This is a genomic window from Dyadobacter sp. AC419, assembly GCF_979253085.1.
This window is the reverse complement of the sequence record NZ_CEEDCD010000019.1, coordinates 64,917-90,142: the sequence shown is the minus strand read 5'-3', so window position 1 is coordinate 90,142 and position 25,226 is coordinate 64,917. Positions and strand designations below refer to the sequence as shown.

Here is a 25,226-nt window from a genome sequence, read left to right as displayed (position 1 = left end):
TGCCCGACTGACTCATTTTTAAGACCCCGCGGCATTGACATCGTTACTTACTCGCCAAATCAGGAACAATAGCACTTACCGTTTCAACTTCGCTGCTCGTTGCGGCATATCCACGGCTTGCAAAACCTTGTTTTTCAGGAAGTAAGGATAATCCGGATGTGATTTCAGAAATGTGTAAGCAATGTTCGTCGCCTCGATTGATGAATGTCCTGAGAAAGTCGTGTTAGTCCAGCGCGTTGGGAAGAAAATGTCGCCGGTTAGCTGGATTTCTTGTAACAAATCAAGGGAGGGACGCAAATATTTCACGGCGCTTGCGGCTCTTAAAGGATGGTGCAAATTAGCCAGACCATCCAGCACCCAGGCTTCTTTTTCCCTGTTCTCAGGTTTTTTAAGCGATTCAAAAAATGCATTGCGCTTGGCCTCTTCCTGACTCAGTGAAGGGATCACAAACTGCATTCTGGCCTTGCGATCGGGGTTTTTGGTGCTGTCCAGTTGCGTTTTCAATATCGCATTGGCATCACCCGAAGTCCTGATCGCAAGCTCATAAGCAAGCGAAATTTTATCTTCTTCCGACAAAACCAGATCCTTGATTACCAGTTTGCCATTCCAAAGCGATTCCATTTTATTAACAGCATCCTGGCTCAGACCAACACGCTTAAATGTCCGGAAATAAGACTTTTTAATTCCCTTATCCACCGTTTTGTTGAGCAAATCCCAGGCTACTTTCTCCACTTCTGCCTGATATTTAGTCCTGTTTTGATCACTTAAAAACGACCACCACAGACTTTGCAGCCTTCCCAACAAATAATCAGTCAGCAGCGGGTCCTTTTCTTTCGGCAATGCCCGGAGCACGTGTTTTAAAAGATTGTCCGGTGCCGGCCCGTCGCCGCGCAAAAATCCTTCCCAAACATTCACAAGCATGGAACCGCGAAACACAGGTTTGGAAAAAAGCGCATCCCCATGTTCATTGTAGGTTTCAAAAAAGCTCGCTGTACTCGCGCTATCCATAGCAAAATAACCGTAACCCGTTCCGTCAGGATTTGGGAAATAAAACTGGTCGTTTTTTCTATCGATTACCGAAAAAGTAACCGGTTGCTGCCAGGTCCGGTTTGCAACAGAATCCGGTTTTTGGACAAATTTATTTTCTTCCGAGCCTGAACCAGCATATTCCGGCATCCCTGGCGTTTTCACCCAAACTTTGCTCCAATCCGCAATGTCGAGCGGTGTTTTCTGATCAATGATCTGGATCAGGTCGTCCCAGCGCGCATTGCTGTACGCATACTTTTTCAGATAATCGCGCAGACTTTCCTGCATCAGCTTCACGCCAATTTTCCGCTCCAATTGTCGCATTACGATTGGTGCTTTCATGTAAATGATCGCTCCATACAAAGTCCCGGCGTTCTTTAAATTGCCAAGTTCCTGCAAAATCGGATTCGTTCCGGCGGTGCGGTCGACGTCGTAAGCGGCTGGATAATGTGCGAGCAAAAAGCGCAGATCGTGATTTATTTCCGGAAAGCTCGGGTGGACGATTTTGGCAGCCATAAAATTGGCAAAAACCTCTTTCAGCCAGACGTCATTAAACCAGTCCATAGTAACAAGGTCACCAAACCACATGTGCGCCGATTCGTGCGCAACGACGCTCGCACGCGCCATACGCTCATTTACAGAAGCATTTTCGTCAAGAAATAGTGAAGACTCATTGTAAAAAATAGAACCCGGATGCTCCATGCCGCCATATTGAAACGAAGGAATGAGCACGAAATCGAATTTTTCAAAAGGATAAGGAATGTTGGAATAATCTTCCAGCCAGGCGAGCGATTTTGCATGCAGCCTGAAAATCTCGTCCGTGTTGCGGTTCACCTTTACCGAATCAGTTTCCCGATAATACATTGTCATTGGCCGGCCGCTCAATGTTTTTTCTAATTTGGAAAATTTACCAGCTGCGAAAGCAAACAAATATGAGCTGATTGGTTTGGTTTCGGCAAATTGAAAAACGCATTTGCCGCTGCGCATTGTTTTGGATTTCAAGCTCCCGTTCGAAACCGCCTGCCAGCTCTCCGGGACGCTTAATGTAAGTTCATATGTTGCTTTGAGATTTGGCTGATCGAACAATGGGAAGCAAGTGGATGCGCGGTCGGGAACAAAGAGCGTATATAAATATTCGTCACTCCGGTTCAGCGAAAGGTTGCCTGCTATGAAGCCGATTGTGAGCATGTTTCGCCCACTTTTAAGCGCAGCCGGCTCAATAATAAGATGCTGATTGGCAACTGTGAATTCAATTTCATCACCTTCCGATTGCACCGAAATAATGTGTGTGCTATCTGAATTAAAATCCAGAACAAGCGCCGAATCCAAAGCATTCAGATTAAAACTGACGGTCTCGATTCCCTTAATCGGTTCGTTTTTCTGGCTCGGAATGTCGAGCTGAATGTTGTAACGGATGCTGTCGATCGTCTTTTTGCGACGCTCATTAAGCTGATAACTAACGCCTTTTTCCGGTAATGCAGATTTTTTCTCCGAGCATCCAAATTCAACCAAAAACAACATTACAAACGCAATCCAGCAAAAAATTTTCATAAGTGAGTTATCAGTAATGGCCAAAAATAGCACTTGCAATGTTAATTTTGAGTCAAAAACTTATTCTCACCTGCCTTATTCTTTTCATGTTCAAAATTCTACGCCTCTCAATCTTTGCGCTTCTTTTTATTTCCGGTTCAATACAGGCTCAGAAACTTGGGCAGTTGCGTGTTGAGAAGATTATGCGGGACCCTAAAATGTGGATCGGGACTTCGCCGACTGACATTGCGTGGTCGGAGGATAGCAAAACCATTTATTTCAATTGGAATCCGGATAAAAATCCAAGCGATTCGCTCTATGCCTATGAGCTTGTTTCCAAGAAAATAAAGAAAGTTACGCCCGGTGAGCGAAGGATTTTGCCTGCAAAAAGTGCCGTTTATAACAAGCAAAAAACGCAGCGACTTTATGAAAAGAATGGTGACTTGTTTTTGATTTCAACAGCCGACTTTAAAATCCGGCAGCTGACCAACACAGTCGAACGTGAGAACAATCCGAATTTCAGCGGTGACGAGCAGCGGGTCGTTTTTACGAGGGGGATGAACCTGTTCAGCATGGGCTTAACCGACGGCCTTCTTACCCAACTAACTGATTTCAAGACTGGTGCAAATAAAACCGACGCCAAGCTGGAAGGCCAGGAGAAATTCTTGAAAGACGATCAGCTGTCTATGTTTGAGGTTTTGAAAGAAAGGAAAGACAAAAAAGATGCGGGCAAGAAAATCACGGACACCGAAAAAGCGGCTTATCCAAAAGAAATTTACCTGGGCGAAAAGAACGTTTCGAATCTGCAATTGAGTCCGGATGGGAAGTTTGTGACTTACCGATTAACCGCTTCCAACAAATCTGCTAAATCGACAATCGTCCCCAACTACGTTACCGAATCGGGTTTTACAGAAGATATTTCTGCAAGAACGAAAGTGGGCGCGCCTGCGGCTGCAACGGAATTTTGGGTTTACAATGTGCAAAAGGACACCACATTGAAGGTTGTAGTGAAAGACATTCCGGGCATTAACGACAAGCCGGATTATCTGAAAGACTATCCCAAACAAGATTCGGCCTGGAAAAATAAGGAACGGGATGTGGTGATCAACGGCCCGTTTTGGTCGGATAATGGGAAAAATGCCGTCGTAGTCATCCGTTCAATGGATGGGAAAGACCGCTGGATCATGGCGCTTGATCCTGCAACATTAACATTGAAACAACTGGATCGCCAGCGAGATGAAGCCTGGATCGGCGGGCCCGGCATTGGCGGTTATCCGATGAGTTCAGGTGAAATCGGTTATATTAATGACAACACGATTTATTTCCAAAGCGAAGAAACGGGTTACTCACATTTGTATAGTCTGGACGTAACAACTGGCAAAAAGACAGCATTGACATCGGGGAAGTTCGAGGTGCAAAATGTGGTTTTGTCCAAAGATAAAAAGTATTTTTACCTCATAACCAATGAATTGCATCCCGGCGAGCAGCACTTTTATAAGATGGCTGCATCCGGTGGGCAACGCACCCGCATCACGCAGCAAACGGGTGCCAACGAAGTCACACTTTCACCGGATGAGAATAAACTTGCGATCCGATTTTCACAAAGTAATGTGCCCTGGGAGCTTTTTGTGGCGAATAATTCGTCCGCTTCCAATGTAAAAATCAGTCAACCGGAACAGATTACAAGGTCAGTAAGCGAAGAATTTTTGTCCTATCCGTGGAGAAAAGCGAAGGTTGTGACGATCAAAGCAACGGATGGCCAGGACATTTATGCAAGGGTTTACGAACCGAAAAAATCAAATGGAAAGGCTGTAATCTTCGTGCACGGCGCTGGTTATCTGCAAAATGCGCACAAATGGTGGAGCCAGTATTTCCGTGAATATATGTTCAATAATATGCTTACGGATAAGGGTTATACAGTGCTCGACCTGGATTACCGGGCAAGTTCAGGATACGGTCGCGACTGGCGCACAGGCATTTATCGATTTATGGGTGGCAAAGATTTGACAGACAACACGGACGGCGCAAGATGGCTGATCAAAAACTACGGCATTAACCCGAAAAAAATAGGCATTTACGGAGGTTCATATGGCGGATTTATCACATTAATGGGCCTGTTCACAACGCCGGAGGTCTTTGCAGCCGGCGCAGCATTGCGGCCCGTGACTGACTGGGCTGCATACAACCATCCTTACACGGCTAACATTTTGAATGAACCCCAAGCCGACAGCATTGCTTACCGCAAAAGTTCACCAATCTATCACGCAGCCGGACTCAAAAATCACTTGTTAATGTGTCATGGAATGGTGGATGTAAATGTGCATTATCAGGATGTTGTCCGGCTTTCTCAGCGACTGATCGAACTCGGGAAAAACAATTGGGAGCTTGCCTCCTATCCTATGGAAGATCATGCATTTGTAGAAGCTTCATCCTGGACGGACGAATACAAGCGCATATTGAAGCTTTTTGAAGAGAAATTGTAAATGTAAATGCCATTAGTTTTAGGTCAGTAAGTGACTTTGAACTAATGGCACATCATATTTAATGCAAGGCAGCAGCTTAATATTACGCAGCAGCACTCACTTTTCTTACCAGAGAATAACCTCCGTAATTTTCCCAAAGATTGACAATCAGGTTTCGCTCTTTAAGGTTATGCAACCCAAAGTATATCAGAATTTCTCCTTCCTGAATTCTCCGCTGGAAATAGGTTGCGTATTCGTCAGATAAAACAGTGCTTGCAATGGCGCGCTGACCGCCTTCATTCAGCTTTCCTGCCACTACAAGGGCCAGTCCCGGAATCGCCACAAACCTTCCATACACATCCAATGCATCCGAGATCCTGGTAACTTGTAGCTTTTTCTTTCCGCTGTAATTCAGCTCATGAGGATCATATGTGTCCGTGTCGTGATATTGATACAACCGCTCCGAAGTTTCCTCCGACATGATCAGCGTAATTTCTTCTGGCTTATAGCCCAATTTTATCAAAGACTGGTAAGCATTCTCCGCGTCAGCCCTGGTCGCAAATACACTCGTAACGGTGTTAATGCTTTTATTTGGTGTCTCATTTATCATTTCGTTCGCCTCGTAATAGTTCAACATGACCTGTGTTTAGTGATGCCGATTATTAAAAAACTATTCCCTTCCCAACCAGGCTACTTTTATTCCGGAAAGATCTGTCATTGTGGAACCGACTCATTTTTACGTTATTATACGTCAAAAGCGATGTGGTTTTTGTTCTACACGAATACAAATCAATTGGGCAAAAGAGTATTTACAAAAACTGTCAGACTTATATCGGTTGCCGACTGATCGGCTTGATTAACATTCATTTTCAAATTTAAACTCACATATGAACACAATTTTTTCGAAGATAAAAACAATGATCCCTGTGTCGGCAGCGGTTGTTGTGATGTGTACAACGATTGCGCATGCGCAGGTTGGCGTGGGCACGAAGGCACCAGCCGGAGCAGAAGTTTTCATGGACGGCAGCAGAAAAATGCTGGATGAGAAATGGATTTACTGGGAAGGACCTCGGTTTTCGGCGAAGCCGCCTATCAAATGGACGGTTGTAAACGACCCCGTGGATAAAGGAACAGTGATTAATTGCAATGACCCTGCATCTGCCGGCGGCAAATATGGCTCGGCCGACATTGTTACCAAAAAACAGTTCAAGGATTTCCGTGCGCACGTTGAATTCTTCATTACCAAGGAAGGCGGAAACAGCGGGGTTTATTTGCAAAACCGTTATGAGATCCAGGTTTTGGACGGCGACACCACTTCACATGGAATGGCTGCTGTGATCAATGAATCCAAGTCGCCTTACTTTGCTTACAATGGCATCGGCAAATGGAATTCTTATGACATTCTGTTTCGTGCGGCAAGATTCAAAGACGGAAAATTGGTTGAAAAGCCGTTGGTAACCCTTTATTTCAATGGTAAAAAAGTGCACACCAACCAGCCGATCAGCCAGGTTTGGGGTGGGCCTAATTCAGGAATCGACGGTGGAAATGATGGTGGAAAAGGCATTACAGACACGCCTGGCGGCTTAAAGCTGCAATCGGAAGGACACGATGTTTATTACAGGAATATCTGGATCAAAGAGGAGTCGATCAATAAGGCCGATACGAATTTCTAATGATTGCGTAGCATTAAAAAAGCCTGTTTGAAGATTTTCAAACAGGCTTTTTGCATTCGGCGTCACTTATTTTTTCTTGTAATCAATCTTGAAAATAGTGCCGTTCAGGTCGTCGGTTACGTAAAGTGCTCCGTCCGGTCCCTGAGCCAGGCCACAAGGTCTGTGCTGGATCGGGCCGGTTGGCTTAACCAGATCAGTTCCCGCAAAGTTGTCTGCAAAGATCTCCCACTTACCCGGTTTGCCGTTTACAAATGGCACGAAAGCAACCATATAACCCTTTTTCAGCTCCGCAGACTGGCTGTGAAAAGCAATGAAAGCACCGTTTTTATAACGGGCCGGAAACATATTGCCCGTATAGAACATCACAGAATTTGGGCCAAGATGCGCTGGAAACGCAACCAAAGGATCAACTGCTTTTTCGCCTGCCACTTTCTTGCCGTCGCCGCCGTATTCAGGCGCTAGGATCTTTTTGTTTTGGAAATGGTCATAGTAAATGTAAGGCCAGCCCGCATCATCGCCTTCCTTTAATCTGTAAAGCGTTTCGGCTGGCAGTTCTGCGCTGTGCTTGGGCGTATAATATTGCGGGTAAAAGTCATCAAACTTGCCGCGGCCATGCACAGTGGCATATAATGCATTGGTTTTGTTATCCCAATCAATCCCAACCGCGTTTTTTACACCTGTTGCAAAACGAACGCCATCCGAGAAAGTCTGCCCCGCCTTGTCCGCTTTGAATTTCCAGATGCCACCCGCAGAATCCAGGATCGTGCAAGGCGACATGCCTTTTCCGGAGCCGGTTTCACGGCAATTGTCACTATATGAGCCCACGGTCACATAAATGTTGCCTGCATTGTCAAGCGCAAGGGGTTTGGCATTATCCCGACCGTGATCAGTAAGGCCTTCAATGATCATTTCCGGCTTGTCAAAATCGATCACCTCCTCTTTGTCGTTCAGCTTATAGCGAAAAACGCCTTTGTTTGAAGAACTGTACAGATAACCGTTTTTGATGGCAATGCCAGTGCCCGGATAATCGCCGAACAATGTCTTTGATTCAAGTTCTCCATCACCGTTGGCATCCTTAATGTGGTAAATGCCTTTGCCGTCTTTGAGCTTGGAAAGTTTTACATACATATCGCCATTTTTGCCAATAACCATGTGACACGTTGCGCCGAGATCAGTAGCAAGTATTTTGGCGGTAAATCCTGCCGGAAGCTTTAATTCCGATGCTTCAATGGGCAAGTTTTGATGTGCTGAATCAGAAAGGTTGACCGGAGCGTTGCGATATGCGAAGAGGCCAGTCGCCCCTGCAATCGCTAAAAAAGCGCTCGCGATTCTTGTTAAATTTCTTTGCATGCAATGAGTTATAAGGGGTTAAAAAAATAAAATTAAAGGGACAGGGCCGCTCGAATTGGTTTGTATCCTAAAAAGCATTTCCATGAAAGTTTATTACTTGTCCGGGTGCCTCAATTTTCCTTCTGCAAATGTAAATTGGAATGATTTTTTTTAACATCTTTGAAACGTGAATGAGAAAAAATCCTCACTTTACAACTTCAAAACCCATAAATACCAAAGCTATGAATCCATACGACGACGAAGAAGATGACTTGTTTGACGACGATTTACCAGGAAATTATCCCGCGGAAGAAGACATTTTCCGTCAGGGCTTAATTGATAGCGACATTGATCCTGAGGACATTTCAAAAGTTAAAAGTGAAATAGAACTTGAATCTGATGACTGGAACGAAAAATCTTTCGACGATGATCTGATCGGTGATGACCTGGACGTGCCGGGATCGGAGTTCGACGATGAAGATGAGATGATCGGAAAAGAAGACGAAGAAAACAATTATTACAGCCTTGGCGGAGATAATCACGACAACCTGGAAGAAAATCAGGGCGATTAGTCTCTTCACGAAGATATTGTAGAAAGGCCGGGAGCATGCTTCTGGCTTTTTTTTGTGCCTTATGGAAGCATAATGCGCATAAGTATGAATGATTCTCAGGCTGCTTTTTGTAAAAAAAACATTTGACAAAAATGGCCGCATTTACGCCCGAAGCTTTCCAGAAAGAACTGGTGAATATTTTAAGTTACTGGGAAAAATATGGCCCCGATCCTGAAAAAGGCGGTTTTTACGGGCGGGTTAATTATGATAATGAGCCGATTAAAGATTCGCCACGTTCGGTTGTGCTCACCGGCAGGATCTTATGGACTTACTCGCTGGCTCACCGGGTTTTAAAACAGGCGAATTATCTGACTTTGGCAGACAGGGCATATCAGCAATTGGTTAAATACTTTTTTGATCCCGAACATGGCGGCGTTTATTGGTCTGTAAATGCAGACGGATCACCGCTCGAAACGAAAAAGCAGATCTACGGAAATGCATTTGCGATGTATGGCCTGAGCGAATATTACCGCGTTACCCATCATCAGCCTGCATTGGATAAGGCAAAAGAACTTTTCAATCTGATCGAAAAGCATGCATTTGACCCGGTTAACGGCGGTTACAGGGAAGCTTTCGCGCGAGATTGGTCTAATACGGACGATTATATTTTGAGCAAAAGCCCTTGGAATAAAAGCATGAATACGCACTTGCATCTGGTGGAGGCTTACACCAATTTATACAGCGTCTGGCCGGATAAAAAGTTAAAAAAGCAAACGGCTGACATGCTTAATGCCATTGTAACGCACATTGTAAATCCGGAAACGAATACGATGCGGTTGTTTTTTGATGAAAAGTGGAAGCCGAAAGACAACATTGTTTCCTATGGCCACGACATTGAAGCGTCCTGGCTTCTTTTTGAAACGGCAGAGATTTTACACGATGAAGAACTGATTGCGAAGCTGAAAAAAGTTGCGATTGACATGGCCAATGCGGCAAGCAAAGGCCTGGCGACAGACGGCGCGCTCAATTACGAATATGATCCCGAAACCAAGCACTTGCAAACAGACAGGAGCTGGTGGGTGGCTGCTGAGCAAATGGTCGGGTTTTACAATGCATATCAATTGACCAAAGAAAACCAGTTCAAGGTGAAAGCCGAGCGCAGCTGGGATTACATTATAGACAAGTTTGTGGACCACGAAAAAGGCGAATGGCACAGCACAGTGAAGGCAGACGGGACACCGGTGAAAGGCGATAAAATCAATTTTTGGAAATGCCCTTATCACAATGCCCGCGCATGTGCAGAAATGCTGCGGCGTGTTTCGAAAGTTTGATTTCAGATCAATTAAGGAACATTTCGTCAACGAGCAGCAATGCTTTGTTGCCTTTGCTCCGGTGCCATTCAGGGATTTTACTCAATGGTTTCGCAACGATTTTCAGATAAGAAACACTTTGCGGCTTGAACGATCCTTCAACCGTTCTCAGGCTGGGCTTATCCCCTTTTGAGGGCATAGGCGCGTTAAATTTTACCAAAAGCTTTACATTATCCGCATTCTCGCCACCCCAGATTTCCACTGACTCCGGTGGAAATATGCCGGTGTCCTCTTCAATCATATAATGTATGCCCAATGACGAAATCGTGACGGGTTTCTTGAATTCTGAGATAAAAGCCATGTCGTTGTCCTTTGCACCAGCCCAATTATTCGCCCAGGCTGGATTATTGGCTCCAATCGCACCGAGTTTGTGATCAAAAAATGTTTTTGCGCCTTCCGCCTGATGCACGCGGTTCAATGGCTTCAACAAATTGACACTATCGGGTCGGTAAGCACTTTTGAAGAAGTCGAATGTGGCCAGATCGCTGCCATACCAGCCGTTTTTGAATGCACGCGCCTTGATGGTTCCGCTTTTGGTAACAAGCATTTTATCAAATATCGGTGCATTAATGCTGTCCGGCTCGGTGCCATCGGTCGTGTAACGGATATCCACGTTCTTGATCGGGTGGCGCAATTGCAAGGCAAGTGACTGTGCAAAAATCGTGGAGCTGTTTTTTACTTGCGGCGGATTTAGTTTAAGCGGATTTTTTCCATCATCCTTAAAACCGCCGATAATGTCAACATTGTTATTTCCTTTCTGCAAATTCTGCACATCGGCAGCAGTCAGTTTTGTATCCCAAACAGCAATGGTTTTCAATGCTTTTAATTCGGGCAACAAACCTTTCAGATCGTTGTAATCGACTTTTGTTCCTGATAATGTGAGGCTTTCCAGGTGTTTCAATGTTGCGAGCGACTTCAACCCACCAGCTGTTACATCAGTAAAATTCAGGTCCAGTTTACGCAGGTTTTCAAATTGCGCAATGCTTTTCAAATCTGCATCTTTAACAGGCATTTTATTCAAATTGATCGAGATAACCTGCTTTTTAATGTCCGCTAATTCATCCAGCTGCTTTACATTGTATGTGGCGCTGTTGTAAATGTTGACTGCCAATGCGGGTGATTCTCTGGCTAATGGTAAAATGGTGCGATAATCTGTGTTTAACTTTTTAACAATTTCTTCGTCAGCCGTTGGAAAATGGTAATCAACCTCTTGATTAACAGGCTGCAAATAAGCCGCTGCCAGCATACGCAGCGAATCATTAGTTGGCAATGCAGTTAATTTTCGCCTGAAATCAGCGCGCTCTTTTACCCAGAGTGTCAGTAACGCAATCTCCTGAAAAGAAAGCTGCGCCTTTCCGGTGGGCGGCATATGTTTTTTGTCATCCATCGGCAAATGAACGCGCTTTAAAAGCAAACTCACTTCCGGATTTCCAGCCACAAACAACTTCCCTGACTTCCCTCCTTTCAGCAATGATTCAGCATCAGTCATGCTCAACTGACCTTTTAGCTTATCCGGATTGTGGCAGCTTGTGCATTTTTGCTCCAATATCGGCTGGATCACATTGGTAAAAACAACCGCCTGCTCCAACGGAACCGCCGCCATGGTTTGCTGACTGTCAATGGGCTCCCAAATAAAATTGCTTCCATGCGTCAATGCTGCTCCATAATGTCCCGTTAAAACCAATGCAACGACGGTCACCAATGCCCCTGCTTTTGCAATAGAAGCCTGATACCAAGCCGCATTGCGGGCAAAATAAATGAGTGAAGCGAAAAAGAAAATGCCTGCGCCTGTCCATTTGTGATAAGTCAGAATGTCACCGGAATAACCCTCTTCTCTTGACAAAAACAAGCCCATAATCACCGTCACGGCAGCAAACAAGGCTCCGATCAGGAGCATATTTTGCAGGAAATTTTTATAAAACAAATTGGCAGCATATTCTGGCCTGAAGCGAAAAAACTCCAAAAGCATCGCAATAAGCAGGATCACGATCGGGAAATGCAAGATGAGCGGATGCATGCGGCCGACGGTCTGTAACCAGGTCGGAATGACCAGCTTGCTTTCGAATATCAGCAAAAACAAAATGAAGATATTAGCGGCGACCAATAACTGCTCGGCAAAAATCCTGAATCTCAAATGCATTATAATCGGGTAAATTGATTGAATCGACGCGTGCTGCCGGGTTAACTGATAATGTCTCTCACCACCTTTCCCGAGACGTCGGTCAGGCGATATCTTCTTCCCAAATGTTTAAAGACTAATTTTTCATGGTTCAAGCCAAGCTGATGCAGCACAGTTGCCTGAAAATCATGCACATGCACAGGATCTTTCGCAATGTTATAGCCCAGCTCATCCGTTTCACCGTAAACCATTCCCGGCTTTATGCCGCCACCCGCCATCCAGATCGTGAAGCATCTCGGGTGGTGATCACGCCCGTAATTATCAGCTGTGAGTTTGCCCTGAGTGTAACTCGTCCTGCCAAATTCGCCACCCCAGATCACGAGCGTTTCATCGAGTAACCCGCGCTGTTTCAGGTCGGTAACCAATGCAGCCGACGCCTGGTCCACGTCCATGGCTTGTTTGGTGATTTCAAAGGGAAGATTGCCGTGCTGATCCCAGCCCTGGTGATAAAGCTGGACAAAACGCACGCCGTTTTCAGACAGCTTGCGGGCGAGCAGACAGTTGGCCGCGTATGTTCCTGGCACAAGACATTCCGGGCCGTAAAGCTTGATAATGTCGTCAGATTCCTTGGACAAATCCATCACTTCCGGCACCGCAGTTTGCATGCGGTAAGCCATTTCATATTGTTTGATCTTAGCCGTAATTTCCGGATCGCCAAACTCCTGGTAAGACAGCTCATTGAGTTGAGACAGATTATCGAGCATATCGCGGCGGTCGTGCCGGTCCATTCCTTCCGGGTCGCGCAAATACAGAACAGGATCTTCGCCTTTGCTGAATTGGACGCCCTGATGCACGGAATCCAGAAAACCGTTGGACCATAATTTAGAATAAACGCCCTGACCATTGCCCACGCCGCGCGAAAGCAGAACCGTAAAATTGGGCAGGTTTTTGTTCTCATTTCCCAAGCCATAACTGAGCCATGAACCCATACTCGGCCGGTTGCCCTGTTGCGAGCCCGTCTGCAGGAATGTCAAGGCCGGATCGTGATTAATGGCCTCGGTATACATTGATTTGACAAAACACAGATCATTGACAATCTTGGCTGTGTAAGGCATCAAATCACTCACCCACGCGCGGGAATCGCCATATTGCTTAAAATCCACAAACGAACCCACCAGTGGAAAAGACGCCTGATTGGCTGTCATCCCGGTCAGCCGCTGCGTGCCGCGAACAGATGGCGGAATCTCTTGTCCAAGCATCTCGCGCAGTTTTGGCTTATAATCAAATAATTCCTGCTGCGAAGGTGCGCCGTTTTGAAATAGATAAATAACCCGTTTTGCCTTCGGTGCAAAATGCGGGATGCCGGGCGCCAGGCCTTCTTCTTCCAGTCCGCCTCCGCTCAGCAAGTCGGGCATCAGCAGCGAACCGAGCGCAACACTGCCTAGGCCGAGGCTCATCGAAGACAGGAAGCGCCTTCTGTTGAAATTATATCCGTGCTCTAATATTTCCTTTTCCATATGCTTGCAAACTTCGGCCGAAAGCCATCCGCTTTAAGATTTCGTTATGGTTTCTTCGAGGTTATAAATCGTTGAAATAACGCGCATTAATGCTGCCTGAGCCTTTTTGTCCACGTTTCGCGTGAGTGGATACTCGCCTACCGAAACCATTTTTTCCGCAGTTACAGGCTTCATGGACTGCAATTGTTTTTCGTAGTAAGCCGTCAGCACACCCAATTCTTTTTCACTCGGCTTGCGGCAAACGATCAGCCTGAATGCTTTGGTGATCTTGTCTTTTGAAGCCGATTTTTCCTGTAATAACTTGGCCGCCAGCACACGTGAAGCTTCCAGCACAGCCGGATCGTTCATCATAACCAGCGCTTGCAATGGCGTGTTGGTCTTCAATCTTTTCACCTCGCAAAGGTCCCGGTTACTTGCGTCAAAAATGCTCATTGTGGGCGGAGGGACCGTTCTTTTGATTAAAGTGTACATTCCCCGCCGATACAATGCACCGCCATGATCCTGGTTGTAAACCGACAGTAATCCACGTCCGGAAGTGGCTCCTTCCCAAAGGCCGGCGGGCTGATACGGCTTCACGCTCGGCCCACCGATTGTTTTATTAAGCAGCCCGCTGCTGGCGAGCACCAAATCTTTGATAAATTCTGCGTGAATGCGATAACGCGGCCCGCGGGCCAGTAAAATGTTGTCAGGATCAGTTGCCAACTTTTCCTTTGTAATGACTGCTGATTGCTTGTAAGTAGCGGAAGTAACCATCTGTTTTACAAGGCGTTTAATGTCCCAGTCATGCTCCATAAAGTCTGTCGCCAGCCAGTCGAGCAAGGCCGGATGGGAAGGCAGTTCACCCTGCATGCCAAAATCACCGGAAGTTTTGACAATGCCTTTTCCAAAGAATTCCTGCCATAAAATATTGACATAAACCCTCGCTGTTAAGGGGTTTCTTTTGTCAAAAAGCCATTTGGAAAGTCCCAGCCTGTTTTTGGGCAAATTTTTATCAAAAGGCAAAATGGAGGTCGGCGTTGCAGGCTGCACTTCTTCGCCCGGCGCGTCGTAAACGCCTCTTTTAAGAATGTGCGTTTTACGCAAAGTGTCCAGATCGCCCATTACGGAAACGATGAGCTGGTTCGTATCTGGCTTATTGATGAATGTCAGGATCTTTTTTACATCGTCATTACTGATCTCCATCAATGGTTTTTTGGCATAAGTTTCGGGCCCGCCAATTACCGATTCAATGCCGACTTCCTTCACATTATTAAAAAAGGCGAACATCTGATAATATTCCTTCTGAGAAAGCGGATCATATTTATGGTCGTGGCAATGTGCGCATTCGAGCGTTACGCCAAGCAATCCCTTGCCAAACAAGTCGTTACGATCTGTGACATACATAATCCGGTATTCTTCGGGAATGACGCCACCTTCTTCTGTGATCTTGTGATTTCGATTAAATCCGGTCGCCAGCAATTGCTCCTTGGAGCTGTTAGGAAGCAGATCCCCAGCCAGTTGCCACGTCACGAAGTCGTTATAATGCATGTTTTTGTTAAAAGCATGAATCACCCAATCGCGCCACGGCCATTGCGTGCGGTAACCGTCATCCTGGTAACCATGCGAATCGGCATATCGGGCTAAATCCAGCCAATGAAGCGACATTTTCTCACCATATGCAGGATTTTTGAGCAGCTGATCAACCATTTTATCATAAGCCTCTTCACTGTTATCGGCCATGAATTCGTCCATCATCTGCAACGTTGGCGGCAGTCCGGTCAGATCCAGCGCAAGTCGTTTCAAAAGTCTTTCCTTATCCGCCTCCGCGTTGGGTTCAAGTCCTTTTTGTTCCTGCTTTTCGAGAATGAAATAATCAATTTCATTCTTTGGCCAATCTGTGTTTTCGACTTCTGGTAATGCTGGTTTTTTGGGCGCTACAAATGCCCAGTGCTTTTCATATTTGGCACCTTGCTTGATCCATTTTTCAATCAGATCTACTTCCCTTTGCGTGAGTTTGAGATTGGAGCCTGTGGGCGGCATGCGCAATGCCGTGTCGGGCGAGGTGATGCGCAGGTAAACTTCCGACATTTCGGGTTTTCCCGCTACGAGTGCGTGGGCTTTTGGGTTTTCCTGTAAAGCTTTGAAAGCATCTACTGAAACATCGAGTCGGAGACCGGCTTCCCGTTTGTTCGCGTCGGGGCCGTGGCAAGCCAGACATTTGTCAGAAAGAATGGGGCGAATGTCGAAATTATAGCTGACTTCCTTGGGAATAGCTTCGTCAACAGTCTGGTTATCTGACGATTTTTTGCAGGCCTGGAAATAAGCTCCGAACCCAGCCAAAAGCATGGCCAAAAATAATTTTCCTTTAAAAAACATATTCGTGGGTTCAGGCGGCAAATGTGCATTTCCGACTTAATATAATTAATTAAGTAAAAAAATGCACATTTATTTGACAATAATGTCAATTTCTGAATGCCAACTGTCCTGTTCTATGCTGTTCTTCAATCAAATAATCGCCTGATGGAAAGCAGATATCAATTTGATTATGAGGCTATTTTTTTGATGTGATCCAGACATTCACTTTATCTTCCAGCAATTTCAGCGGCACGCAGCCCGATTCCAAAACAAGCTTGTGAAACTCTTTAATGTCAAATTTGGAAGCCAGTTCTGTCTCTGCTTTTGCGCGTAATGATCTGATTTTCAACTGTCCAATTTTGTAAGACAGCGCCTGTCCGCCTCCTGCCATATAACGCTCGATTTCCGCAGTAATGCTTTCTTCTGATTCCGCTTCGTGATCCAATGAATATTGAATTGCCTGCTCACGCGTCCATCCTTTCGAATGCAGTCCCGTGTCCACAACGAGCCGGATCGCACGGTGCATTTCACCGCTTAGCATTCCAAAATACTGATAGGGGTCGGTGTATAGGCCGAGTTCTTTGCCCAAAGATTCGCAATACAACGCCCAGCCCTCGCCGTAAGCGCTATACCAGAGGTTTTTACGGAAATCGGGCAAGTTTTTGTTTTCCTGCTGCAAAGAGATCTGATAATGGTGCCCGGGAATGGCTTCATGCAAAAACAAGCTCTCGTCCGAGACCACATTATACTTCCGCACATCCGGAATTGGCACATAAAATACGCCCGGTCTCGAACCGTCCGCCAGCCCCGGATTATACTCCGCCGAAGCTGACGCCTCACGAAATGCTTCCGTCCTACGCACTTCAAAAGGTGTTTTTGGCGTAAGCTCAAACAACTTTTGCAGGTTAGGCTTCATCGTTTCATGTATCTTATTGAAATGAGCGATAACATCTTCGGGTTTGGTAAAAGGCATCAGCTGCTTATTTTCGCGCACAGCATTGAAGAATGATTTCAAGTCGCCTTTATAACCGACTTGCTCCTTAACACGCTCCATTTCACCTGAAATCCGCGCAACCTCCTCTAATCCAAGTTTGTGGATTTCGTCGGCGGTCATCTCCGTCGTTGTGTAATATTTAATGTAGTAATCGTACATGGCCTTGCCGTTTGGCAGCGCGTCGAAACCATTTGTTGTTCTTCCCGCCGGCAAATATTCCTTTTCAGCAAAGTCGTGCAGCTTTTTGAATGTGGGAATAATCTTCGTCTCAACCATTGCAGTGTATGCTTTTTCCAACCGCAGCTTATCGTCATCAGAAATGTCCTTTGGGAAATCTTTGGCTGGTGTGTAAAAAAGGTGTGATTTCACCGGGCCATGATCCATATCAGCCAGTTGAGGGATCATTTTTTTGATTAAAGGTTTTGGCAAAACATAACCTTGCTTCATCCCCTTTCTCATGTTTACAAGCGCCGTATCGCACCAAACTACAAATCCGTCGACCCGTTTCAGCCAATTTTCATAATCCTTAACCGTTTTAAATGGCTGCACACTTGCTCCGCTGGCCATTTGCCCGATCATCAAATGCGTAGAGAAAATCTGGTTCAGCGGCATTAATTCGGTTGGAAATTTAAGGCCCGCGAGGCTGATGTCGCATTCCCATTGCAGCAGATCCCAGCTTGTTTTTTCTTCCGCGGAGAGCTTTTCACGGTCGTATTTTGCCAATTCAGCCTTGTATTTTTCAAAAAACGCCTTCGTTTTTGCTTTCCCTGCCTGCGAAAGGTCATCGGACATCCGGTCATTGTAACGGTTGTCTCCATTCATCGTGGCTTCGAGCGGAAACAATTCGAGCCTTTCCTCATAATAATTTTCGAAAACGTCCTTTATCGGCGGCAATTCCGCTTCGTTGGTTGTTTTTTGTTGGCAAGATTGCATAGCGGCTCCTAATAAAATGAGGAATAAAACGAGTTTAGACATGATCAGCTGAATTTGCAGATTGGAAAATATGGCTCCGTCCGACTGGCAGACTAAGTCCATAAAGATCGCTTTTAAACGAATAAAACAAGTAAACCGGCGCTATTTTAATTATTTGTAATAGGTTTGCAACTTTACTAATCTGCTTGCCATGGGACTCAGAACATACATTAAGGACAATTTTATCACGGACATTAAGCCGTACAAGCCGAAGCATTTGCAGAAGCCTGAAAAGATGCTGAAAATTGTCTCCGCCTGGAAAGGCCTCGAACTGATCATCGCCGACATTACCGAGCAATTTAACCTGCCCCGTGAGCGCTGCATTGAGTTTGGTGTAGAGTTTGGTTATTCGGCAGTCGTTTTTTCGAATTATTTCAAATCTGTCACCGGCGTTGATACTTTTGAAGGCGATGAGCATACGGCCAATAAAGAGGAGCATTATGCGCAAACGCGCGAGCGACTGGCTCCTTACCAGAACATTCAGCTATTTAAATCTGACTATAAGGATTGGATCGCGAAGGATGATCAGCATTACAATCTTGCGCACGTCGACATTGTGCACAATTATGCCGAGACATTTGAATGCGGCCTTTGGGCTGCTCAGCACAGCGACTGCACTATTTTTCACGACACCGAGAGCTTTCCAGAAGTAAGGCGCGCGGTGAAAGATCTGGCAAAAAAGACAGGTCAGCGGCTTTATAATTATCCGCAGCACCACGGATTAGGAATTTTGGTCGCAAAAAAAGGCTAACCCAAGCGAGCTAACCAACATTGCTAATGCCACAACTTGGGCATTATGGTGCTCAGGAAATTGTTACGAAAAGTCTTCTTTTACAGCAGCACCGACACTTCGTCTTCAACATCCGCAGTGCGTGCGTGATGTTTTACAACCGCATTTCCAGCGTGCAAAATCAGAAGTCCGCCTAACGAACAAGCAGCCATCATGCCCACCATCGGCAATGCTGTATTGTTGTGAAGGACGCTCACAATTGCAGAAATGATCCCGCCGGCACCCATTCTCCAGCTGCCCATCAACGCAGAAGCACTTCCGGTGTGTTTTCTAAATGGAGCGAGTGACAATGCAGAGCTGTTAGGCCCTGTCAGTCCCTGGCCGGTCAGGAAAATGAACATCATTCCGATCAGTGAATACAATCCGAACCAGTTGTTATAGACACCGGCTATGAGCAAAATACCCACAATGCTTTGGTAAAAAAGCGTAATGCGAATGATTTGCTCGCTCTTGAATTTCTTTAACAAAAAGTGGTTAAGCTGCGTTGATCCGATCATTGCGGCAGCCAAAAACGCGAAAATCCAGCCATATTGCTGCTCCGTCACTTTGTAAATGTTCATAAAAACGTCCGACGAGCCCGCAATGTAAGCGAACGGCGCAGCTGTTGCCAGACCACCTGCCAGCGTATAAATCAAAAACTGTGGCTGTTTGATAACCGTTGCAAATCCATTTAAAACCGCTTTTGGCCGCAATGAAACGGACGTGTCAGCAGCTCTGCCGACTGGAAGAAAGAAATAAATGGCGGCAATAATTACTGAAACGATTCCCGCAAGAATGATGAAGATCCATTGCCATGCGATAGAAGACGTCACGTATCCGCCAACCGTGGGCGCGATCATGGGTGAAACGGCAATCACCAATGTGATCATCGAAAAGACTTCAGCACGCTTTTCAGATGGAAAAAGGTCGCTTACCAGCGCCTGAGAGGCAACCAATCCGACACAACCACCCATTGCCTGGAAAAACCGCATCATAATAAGCGAGTCAACAGACGACGTTGCTGCGCAGCCGAATGAAGCCAGAACGTAAAGTGCCAGTCCCGCATATAATGGTTTTTTCCGACCAAAACGGTCCAAAAGCGGCCCATAAAGCACCTGTCCGATACAAATTCCAATCAGGTAACTCGTCAGCGAAAATTGAACTTTATCAATAGTGGTCCCCAGATCAGAAGCGATCCTTGGGAAGCCAGGGAGATACATATCAATTGAAAAAGGACTGACTGTTGCCAGTGAGCCCAAGATCAGGATAATGAAAAAATATTGCTTACGACTCATAATGCTGCTCTTATATATAAGATTAACGGGATTGCGAGCATTTTAAGTTCCACAAAAAAACCCATCAGCTCGTTTGATTGAACTGATGGGTCGTTTTATGTCTTTATTGGACTATTTGTTGTCCACTTTCTCTTTTACATCATCTCTCACTTCCTTAGCCTCTTTCTTTGTGGCTTTGTAAGCTTTTTTGGTGCCTTTCTCAACTTTGTGAGCGCCTTTTTCTACGCCATCACCCACTTTGTGTGCGCCGTCTTTCACGCCGTCACCCACTTTTTCAGCGCCATCTTTGGTTTTCTGACCAACAACTTTCGCGTCTTTTTTAATCTCCTGACCTGCTTGCTTTCCAGCTGATTTTGTGCTGGCTACTGCTTTTTCTGCTTTTGTTTGCTTTTCTTCCTGGGCAAAAGCCGCTGTTGATAATCCAATCAAGGCAGCCAAAACAAATACTTTTTTCATGATCCTTATTTTTGTTGAGATTGTTGTTGCTTCCCAAACCAATCAACCAGATCAGCGTGTGATAACGAAGCATTAATGTATAGCAACAAAAATCGTTCCGGGGTTACCATTATGAGTTATGTTGCGAGACAATCTCTCCTATCTGGACTTTGATCACTGGGATAATATTCTTTGCAACGTCCCAAACGATGGAGTAATTAACGCCAATGTAGTCATGAATAAGTCGGTCTCGCATTCCTGCCATGTTTTTCCAGGCAATTTGACTCCACCCAACCTTTACATCTGCGGGAATCTTCTTAGTCGCTTCACCGATAATTTCAAGGCTCCTGACTACCGCTCGCTTTAAAGTTTCGTCTCGAAGAAATATATCCTTGTCAACGTCGTCGGTTATCACCGACGTGATGTATTCACAGATCTCCAGCAAGATATGGCGAAGATATTCGATGTAGTCTTTAGACATATTCAACTTCCCTGAGTATATGAGGCCCAATGAACGGGCTTAGGCCTTTTAATGAAACAACGTCTATTTTTGCTTCTTTAAAGACTGATTCCAGAAAGTCGCAAGTAGCAATGAAATTGAGATAGGTTTCTTTATCATTTTCAAAATCTATCAAAATATCAATGTCGCTGTTCTGCGTCATCTCATCTCTTCTAGCCGAACCAAACAAGCCAATCTTACTGACGCCTATTTGATTTAGGTAGGGCTTGGAAGATCTTAATATTTGCTGAATCGCTGATTTGTTGAGCATCCTCTTTTTTTAGTCAAAGTTATTTGATTTAAGAAAAAATGCAACTGCATTGAACCAGATAACAAAAAAAGCGCCCGGGATAAATCTCGGCCGCTTCGCATATCAATGTGGATTGTTACTTGACTATTTCCTTTGCAGGATAAACCGCCAGGTCAGCTTTTTCATTTTGTTCAGCGCTCGTTAATGTCACTCTATAGATTTCGCTTTTGGTGCGAAGCTTTCAACATTGGCCTTCTCGACTGCGATGTGTGGTGCGATGACGAGGGAGACGATGGACATTAATTTGATCAGAATGTTCATTGATGGACCGGATGTGTCTTTGAACGGATCACCGACTGTGTCACCTGTCACGGCTGCCTTATGTGGCTCTGATTTTTTGTAAAATGTCTCTCCGTTGATTACTGCTCCTTTTTCAAAGGATTTTTTCGCATTATCCCAGGCACCGCCTGCATTGTTTTGAAAAATACCCATTAAAACGCCGGAAACAGTAACCCCAGCCAATGTTCCGCCAAGCACCTCAGGTCCGAAAAGGAATCCAACCAGCACGGGCACGATCAAAGCGATCAGACCCGGCGCAACCATTTCACGAATAGACGCTTGTGTTGAAATGGCGACGCATTTGTCATACTCTGGTTTCGCAGTTCCTTCCATAATGCCGGGAATTTCACGGAATTGTCTGCGCACTTCTTCCACCATTTTCATAGCAGCGCGACCAACGGCTGCGATTGCCAAAGATGAGAAAATGAAAGGAATCATTGCGCCTACGAATAAGCCAGCAAGCACATTGGCTTTGTAAATATCAATGGAATTAATGCCCGCTACGCCACAGAAAGCAGCAAAAAGTGCAAGTGACGTGAGTGCTGCTGACGCGATTGCGAACCCTTTACCAGAAGCGGCCGTCGTGTTTCCAACTGCATCCAAAACGTCTGTGCGGCCGCGCACTTCTTCTGGCAAATGTGCCATTTCTGCGATTCCACCTGCATTATCAGCAATCGGACCAAATGCGTCAATTGCCAATTGCATAGCAGTGGTTGCCATCATGCCGGCCGCTGCGATTGCAACGCCATATAACCCTGCAAATTCATAACTAATGAAAATACCCGCTGCCAAAACCAGTGTAGGAATTACTGTTGATTCCATCCCCACGGAAAGTCCGCCGATAATGTTGGTTGCGTGACCTGTCGACGATTGATTTACAATGGATTGCACTGGTCTTTTGCCCATTGCCGTATAATATTCTGTGACCAGGGACATGATCGCACCAACGATTGAACCCAATAAAATTGCCCAGAAAACGTCCAGCGCAGTAAAATCAACGCCGCGAATGGTCAATGTTCCTTCTGGCAACATCCATAATGTGAGCGGATAACTTGCGATTAAGACGAGAATGATAGAACCCCAGTTGCCCATGTTCAAGGCACCCTGCACATTTCCCTGGTCATTTTTCACCCTAACCAGCAGCATGCCCACGATAGAAGCGATAAGGCCGACACCTGCAATGACCATAGGAAGCAAGATTGGGGAAATGCCGCCAAAATTATCTGTCCCTTCTGAAATGATCTCACGACCTAACACCATCGTTGCCAGGATCGTTGCGACGTAAGAGCCAAACAAATCCGCTCCCATCCCTGCCACGTCACCCACGTTGTCACCCACATTATCCGCAATGGTTGCAGGATTTCGCGGATCATCTTCCGGAATTCCGGCTTCTACTTTTCCTACAAGGTCAGCGCCCACATCGGCCGCTTTTGTATAAATTCCGCCGCCGACACGTGCAAAAAGGGCGATTGACTCTGCCCCGAGCGAAAACCCTGCAAGGACTTCGAGCACTTTCTCCATGCCCAGACCATTCACATCCGAGCTGTCGCCAATAAACACTGAATATAATATAATGAACAAACCGCCAAGTCCTATAACCGCAAGACTGGCTACGCCAATTCCCATAACCGAGCCTCCTGTGAAAGAAACTTCAAGGGCTTTGGTAAGGCTTGTCCGGGCTGCTTGTGTGGTTCTTACATTGGATTTTGTCGCAATGTTCATCCCAATATAGCCTGCAAATGCTGATATAAATGCGCCAATCAGGAACGAGATGCCAATAAATGCACTAGAATTTTCTACCAATGTGCCGGAGTAACCCAGCAGAATGCTAACGATGATTCCAAATACGATGAGCACCCGCCATTCGGCTTTGAGGAAGGCAAGCGCGCCGTCGGCGATGGCGTCTGCGATTTCTTTCATTTCAGGACTTCCGCCGTCCTGCCGGATAACCCAGCCTCTTTTAAAGAACATAACCAGCAAGCCAACAAGGCCCAAAGCCGGCACTAAATAGGTAATGTTACTCATGCGATAAACTAATTTGGTTAGAGGTTTTTAAAATCTCGTAAATATAGAGAATGAGACCTCATATCAAAATGAGAAACCGCTTATTTTTGATCAATTCGTATAGATTTTATGAAGATTTGTAGATTGACTTCATTAACGCACTGGTAATCAGGAAGGCTTACTTGCGGAAAACAAGCAGTAAAACGTAGGTCAGAAGGAAACCAGCGAGGCCGGCGATGACAGCCAAAAGCGTGCCGCCGATGAAATATTGTACGAAATTTACATGGATCGATTCGAGTGTAAGATTCTCAAATGAAGTGAGTTGCACACCGTTTTGATAAAACAGCCCACCGAATTTGTAACTGCCGTAAATGATGAAAGGAATAAAGGGCGGGATGCTGATGTTGGCCGCGGCGAGGAATAGCACCTTGTTCATTTTGAAGTAAATGGAAAGCGGAATGCCAATGAGCAGCTGAAAGCCCCAAACAGGCACAATGCCCATAAAAAAACCGAATCCGACCGACTTCGCTTTGCTTAAATTCGACTCTTCCGGCTTAATGGCCTCGTGTCTGAGGATCGACCAAAGTCCTTTTTTTTTACCTGGCCAATCAGCCTTTTTGGTAAATAATAAAGCAATGTAAGCATCACCAGCCAGGTGTTCAAAATGCTGATCCGCGTGAAATCGATGAATGGCCGGAAGTGCGTGACGCGCTCATTTTTGTCATAAATCACATTGATTTTGACAGGCAAGATCGGAACATTACGCCAAGCTAGCTTTACAATGACTTCGATCTCAGTTTCGAACCGGCTCGTGTACAGCTTGATTTTCTTAATTTCATCCAGCGGATAAAGGCGAAAACCCGTTTGTGTGTCCGGCAGTGTAATGCCGGTTTCGAATTTGAACCAAAAATTGGAAAATTTATTCCCAAAAGAGCTTTTCCCCGGAACCCCCTCCTGCTCCATATCCCGCGATCCCATCAAAAGCGCGCCGGGATTCTCTAACGCGGCTTCAAGGAAAACAGGAATATCAGATGGAAGATGCTGGCCGTCAGAGTCAATGGTGATGGCGTAAGTGTATTGCAGCTTAATCGCTTCTTTGAACCCGGTGCGGAGCGCGTGGCCTTTGCCGCGGTTCACAATGTTGTTGAGCACCCGGAGCCGGAGCCCGTAATGTGCCAGAAGCAGCAGGGTGCGGTCGGTGGAACCGTCGTTGACGACAATAATGTCCTTATCGCCTGCATATTCAAGAATCGCGTCGATTACGCGTTTTATCGTTTTTTCGTTATTGTAAGTCGGAACAATTATACAGTAATTGATATCCTTAGAAGACATTGTTATGATGGTCAGGTGGCTACTTTATGAAAGATAGGCCGCTGAGTAGATGAGAATTTAAAGATAACTGGCCTGCATTTTGAAAAAAACTTTTCCATGGCTTTCGCCGGACGCAGTTACTTCAAGCATTTCCAATTGTTTGTATTTAATGTTGATCCGGACGGACGGATCTTCAACAGGGTTTAACACTTCTAAAAATTTGCACGTCCGCATGTTTTTCATCACCAGTTTCTTACCCAATTGCAACTCCATAATCTCCTTCACAATCTGCACCTGCACCACCCCGGGAGTAACGGGCGCACCCGGAAAGTGGCCTGTGAAAATACTATGGTTTTGGTCGATTGTAATGCCCGCAACAATGGTTTCAGGCGAAAATTCTGTGCTGTTAATGGAATAGAGACTATTTACAAACATGCAAATTGCTTT

At 45.6% G+C, this 25,226-nt stretch carries 20 protein-coding genes; 5 read left to right on the top strand and 15 right to left on the bottom strand.

The window, feature by feature from the left end:
• Positions 1-75 precede the first annotated feature (75 nt).
• Positions 76-2,577 (bottom strand): M1 family metallopeptidase, encoded by a 2,502-nt coding sequence (locus tag AC0IYG_RS13965; RefSeq protein ID WP_471711674.1) that lies wholly within the window; start codon positions 2,575-2,577, stop codon positions 76-78.
• Between the two features lie 86 nt (positions 2,578-2,663).
• Here AC0IYG_RS13965 and AC0IYG_RS13960 point away from each other — a divergent pair, with 86 nt between their 5' ends.
• Positions 2,664-5,039: a prolyl oligopeptidase family serine peptidase gene (locus tag AC0IYG_RS13960; RefSeq protein WP_471711673.1), complete on the top strand. Its 2,376-nt coding sequence runs from the start codon at positions 2,664-2,666 to the stop codon at positions 5,037-5,039.
• Positions 5,040-5,121: 82 nt separating this feature from the next.
• Here the strand turns inward: AC0IYG_RS13960 and AC0IYG_RS13955 are convergent, their stop codons facing one another.
• A complete protein-coding gene (locus AC0IYG_RS13955; RefSeq protein WP_471711672.1) occupies positions 5,122-5,655 on the bottom strand; it encodes a hypothetical protein in 534 nt (177 codons plus the stop codon).
• Positions 5,656-5,905: 250 nt separating this feature from the next.
• On the opposite strand from AC0IYG_RS13955, the gene AC0IYG_RS13950 reads away from it, so the two are divergent.
• Positions 5,906-6,691 (top strand): 3-keto-disaccharide hydrolase, encoded by a 786-nt coding sequence (locus tag AC0IYG_RS13950; protein WP_471711671.1) that lies wholly within the window; start codon positions 5,906-5,908, stop codon positions 6,689-6,691.
• 66 nt (positions 6,692-6,757) lie between these two features.
• On the opposite strand, the gene AC0IYG_RS13945 is transcribed toward AC0IYG_RS13950, so the two are convergent.
• Positions 6,758-8,041, bottom strand: a complete 1,284-nt coding sequence (locus tag AC0IYG_RS13945; RefSeq protein ID WP_471711670.1) for a PQQ-dependent sugar dehydrogenase — start codon at positions 8,039-8,041, stop codon at positions 6,758-6,760.
• Between the two features lie 221 nt (positions 8,042-8,262).
• Between AC0IYG_RS13945 and AC0IYG_RS13940 the strand changes: the two genes are divergently transcribed.
• Together AC0IYG_RS13940 and AC0IYG_RS13935 are read left to right on the top strand one after the other, a co-directional pair.
• On the top strand, positions 8,263-8,592 hold the full coding sequence (locus tag AC0IYG_RS13940) for a hypothetical protein (protein ID WP_471711669.1): 330 nt from the start codon (positions 8,263-8,265) through the stop codon (positions 8,590-8,592).
• A gap of 131 nt (positions 8,593-8,723) precedes the next feature.
• Positions 8,724-9,902, top strand: a complete 1,179-nt coding sequence (locus tag AC0IYG_RS13935; RefSeq protein WP_471711668.1) for an AGE family epimerase/isomerase — start codon at positions 8,724-8,726, stop codon at positions 9,900-9,902.
• Positions 9,903-9,909: 7 nt separating this feature from the next.
• On the opposite strand, the gene AC0IYG_RS13930 is transcribed toward AC0IYG_RS13935, so the two are convergent.
• The 4 genes from AC0IYG_RS13930 to AC0IYG_RS13915 form a co-directional block, all read right to left on the bottom strand.
• Entirely contained in the window at positions 9,910-12,081 is a 2,172-nt protein-coding gene (locus AC0IYG_RS13930; protein ID WP_471711667.1) for a c-type cytochrome domain-containing protein, read from the bottom strand.
• A 41-nt stretch (positions 12,082-12,122) separates the two neighbouring features.
• On the bottom strand, positions 12,123-13,577 hold the full coding sequence (locus AC0IYG_RS13925; protein ID WP_471711666.1) for a DUF1501 domain-containing protein: 1,455 nt from the start codon (positions 13,575-13,577) through the stop codon (positions 12,123-12,125).
• Between the two features lie 33 nt (positions 13,578-13,610).
• Positions 13,611-15,932, bottom strand: coding sequence for a PSD1 and planctomycete cytochrome C domain-containing protein (locus AC0IYG_RS13920; protein ID WP_471711665.1), 2,322 nt, complete (start codon positions 15,930-15,932; stop codon positions 13,611-13,613).
• Between the two features lie 175 nt (positions 15,933-16,107).
• Complete coding sequence (locus AC0IYG_RS13915; protein WP_471711664.1) at positions 16,108-17,940, bottom strand: DUF885 domain-containing protein; 1,833 nt, start codon at positions 17,938-17,940, stop codon at positions 16,108-16,110.
• Between the two features lie 88 nt (positions 17,941-18,028).
• On the opposite strand from AC0IYG_RS13915, the gene AC0IYG_RS13910 reads away from it, so the two are divergent.
• Entirely contained in the window at positions 18,029-18,628 is a 600-nt protein-coding gene (locus AC0IYG_RS13910; protein WP_471711663.1) for a class I SAM-dependent methyltransferase, read from the top strand.
• Between the two features lie 80 nt (positions 18,629-18,708).
• Here AC0IYG_RS13910 and AC0IYG_RS13905 read toward each other — a convergent pair whose 3' ends face one another.
• The 8 genes from AC0IYG_RS13905 to AC0IYG_RS13870 form a co-directional block, all read right to left on the bottom strand.
• Complete coding sequence (locus AC0IYG_RS13905) at positions 18,709-19,941, bottom strand: multidrug effflux MFS transporter (RefSeq protein ID WP_471711662.1); 1,233 nt, start codon at positions 19,939-19,941, stop codon at positions 18,709-18,711.
• A 111-nt stretch (positions 19,942-20,052) separates the two neighbouring features.
• Positions 20,053-20,397 (bottom strand): hypothetical protein, encoded by a 345-nt coding sequence (locus AC0IYG_RS13900; protein WP_471711661.1) that lies wholly within the window; start codon positions 20,395-20,397, stop codon positions 20,053-20,055.
• A gap of 109 nt (positions 20,398-20,506) precedes the next feature.
• Positions 20,507-20,857, bottom strand: coding sequence for a HepT-like ribonuclease domain-containing protein (locus AC0IYG_RS13895; protein WP_471711660.1), 351 nt, complete (start codon positions 20,855-20,857; stop codon positions 20,507-20,509).
• Positions 20,850-21,146: a nucleotidyltransferase family protein gene (locus tag AC0IYG_RS13890; protein WP_471711659.1), complete on the bottom strand. Its 297-nt coding sequence runs from the start codon at positions 21,144-21,146 to the stop codon at positions 20,850-20,852. The genes AC0IYG_RS13895 and AC0IYG_RS13890 overlap by 8 nt, the downstream gene beginning before the upstream one ends.
• Before the next feature lie 186 nt (positions 21,147-21,332).
• Positions 21,333-23,489: a sodium-translocating pyrophosphatase gene (locus AC0IYG_RS13885; protein ID WP_471711658.1), complete on the bottom strand. Its 2,157-nt coding sequence runs from the start codon at positions 23,487-23,489 to the stop codon at positions 21,333-21,335.
• Between the two features lie 157 nt (positions 23,490-23,646).
• Entirely contained in the window at positions 23,647-23,970 is a 324-nt protein-coding gene (locus AC0IYG_RS13880) for a DUF2062 domain-containing protein (protein ID WP_471711657.1), read from the bottom strand.
• 32 nt (positions 23,971-24,002) lie between these two features.
• Positions 24,003-24,800 (bottom strand): glycosyltransferase family 2 protein, encoded by a 798-nt coding sequence (locus AC0IYG_RS13875; protein ID WP_471711656.1) that lies wholly within the window; start codon positions 24,798-24,800, stop codon positions 24,003-24,005.
• A 57-nt stretch (positions 24,801-24,857) separates the two neighbouring features.
• A complete protein-coding gene (locus tag AC0IYG_RS13870) occupies positions 24,858-25,214 on the bottom strand; it encodes an ApeI family dehydratase (protein WP_471711655.1) in 357 nt (118 codons plus the stop codon).
• Between the last annotated feature and the right edge of the window lie 12 nt (positions 25,215-25,226).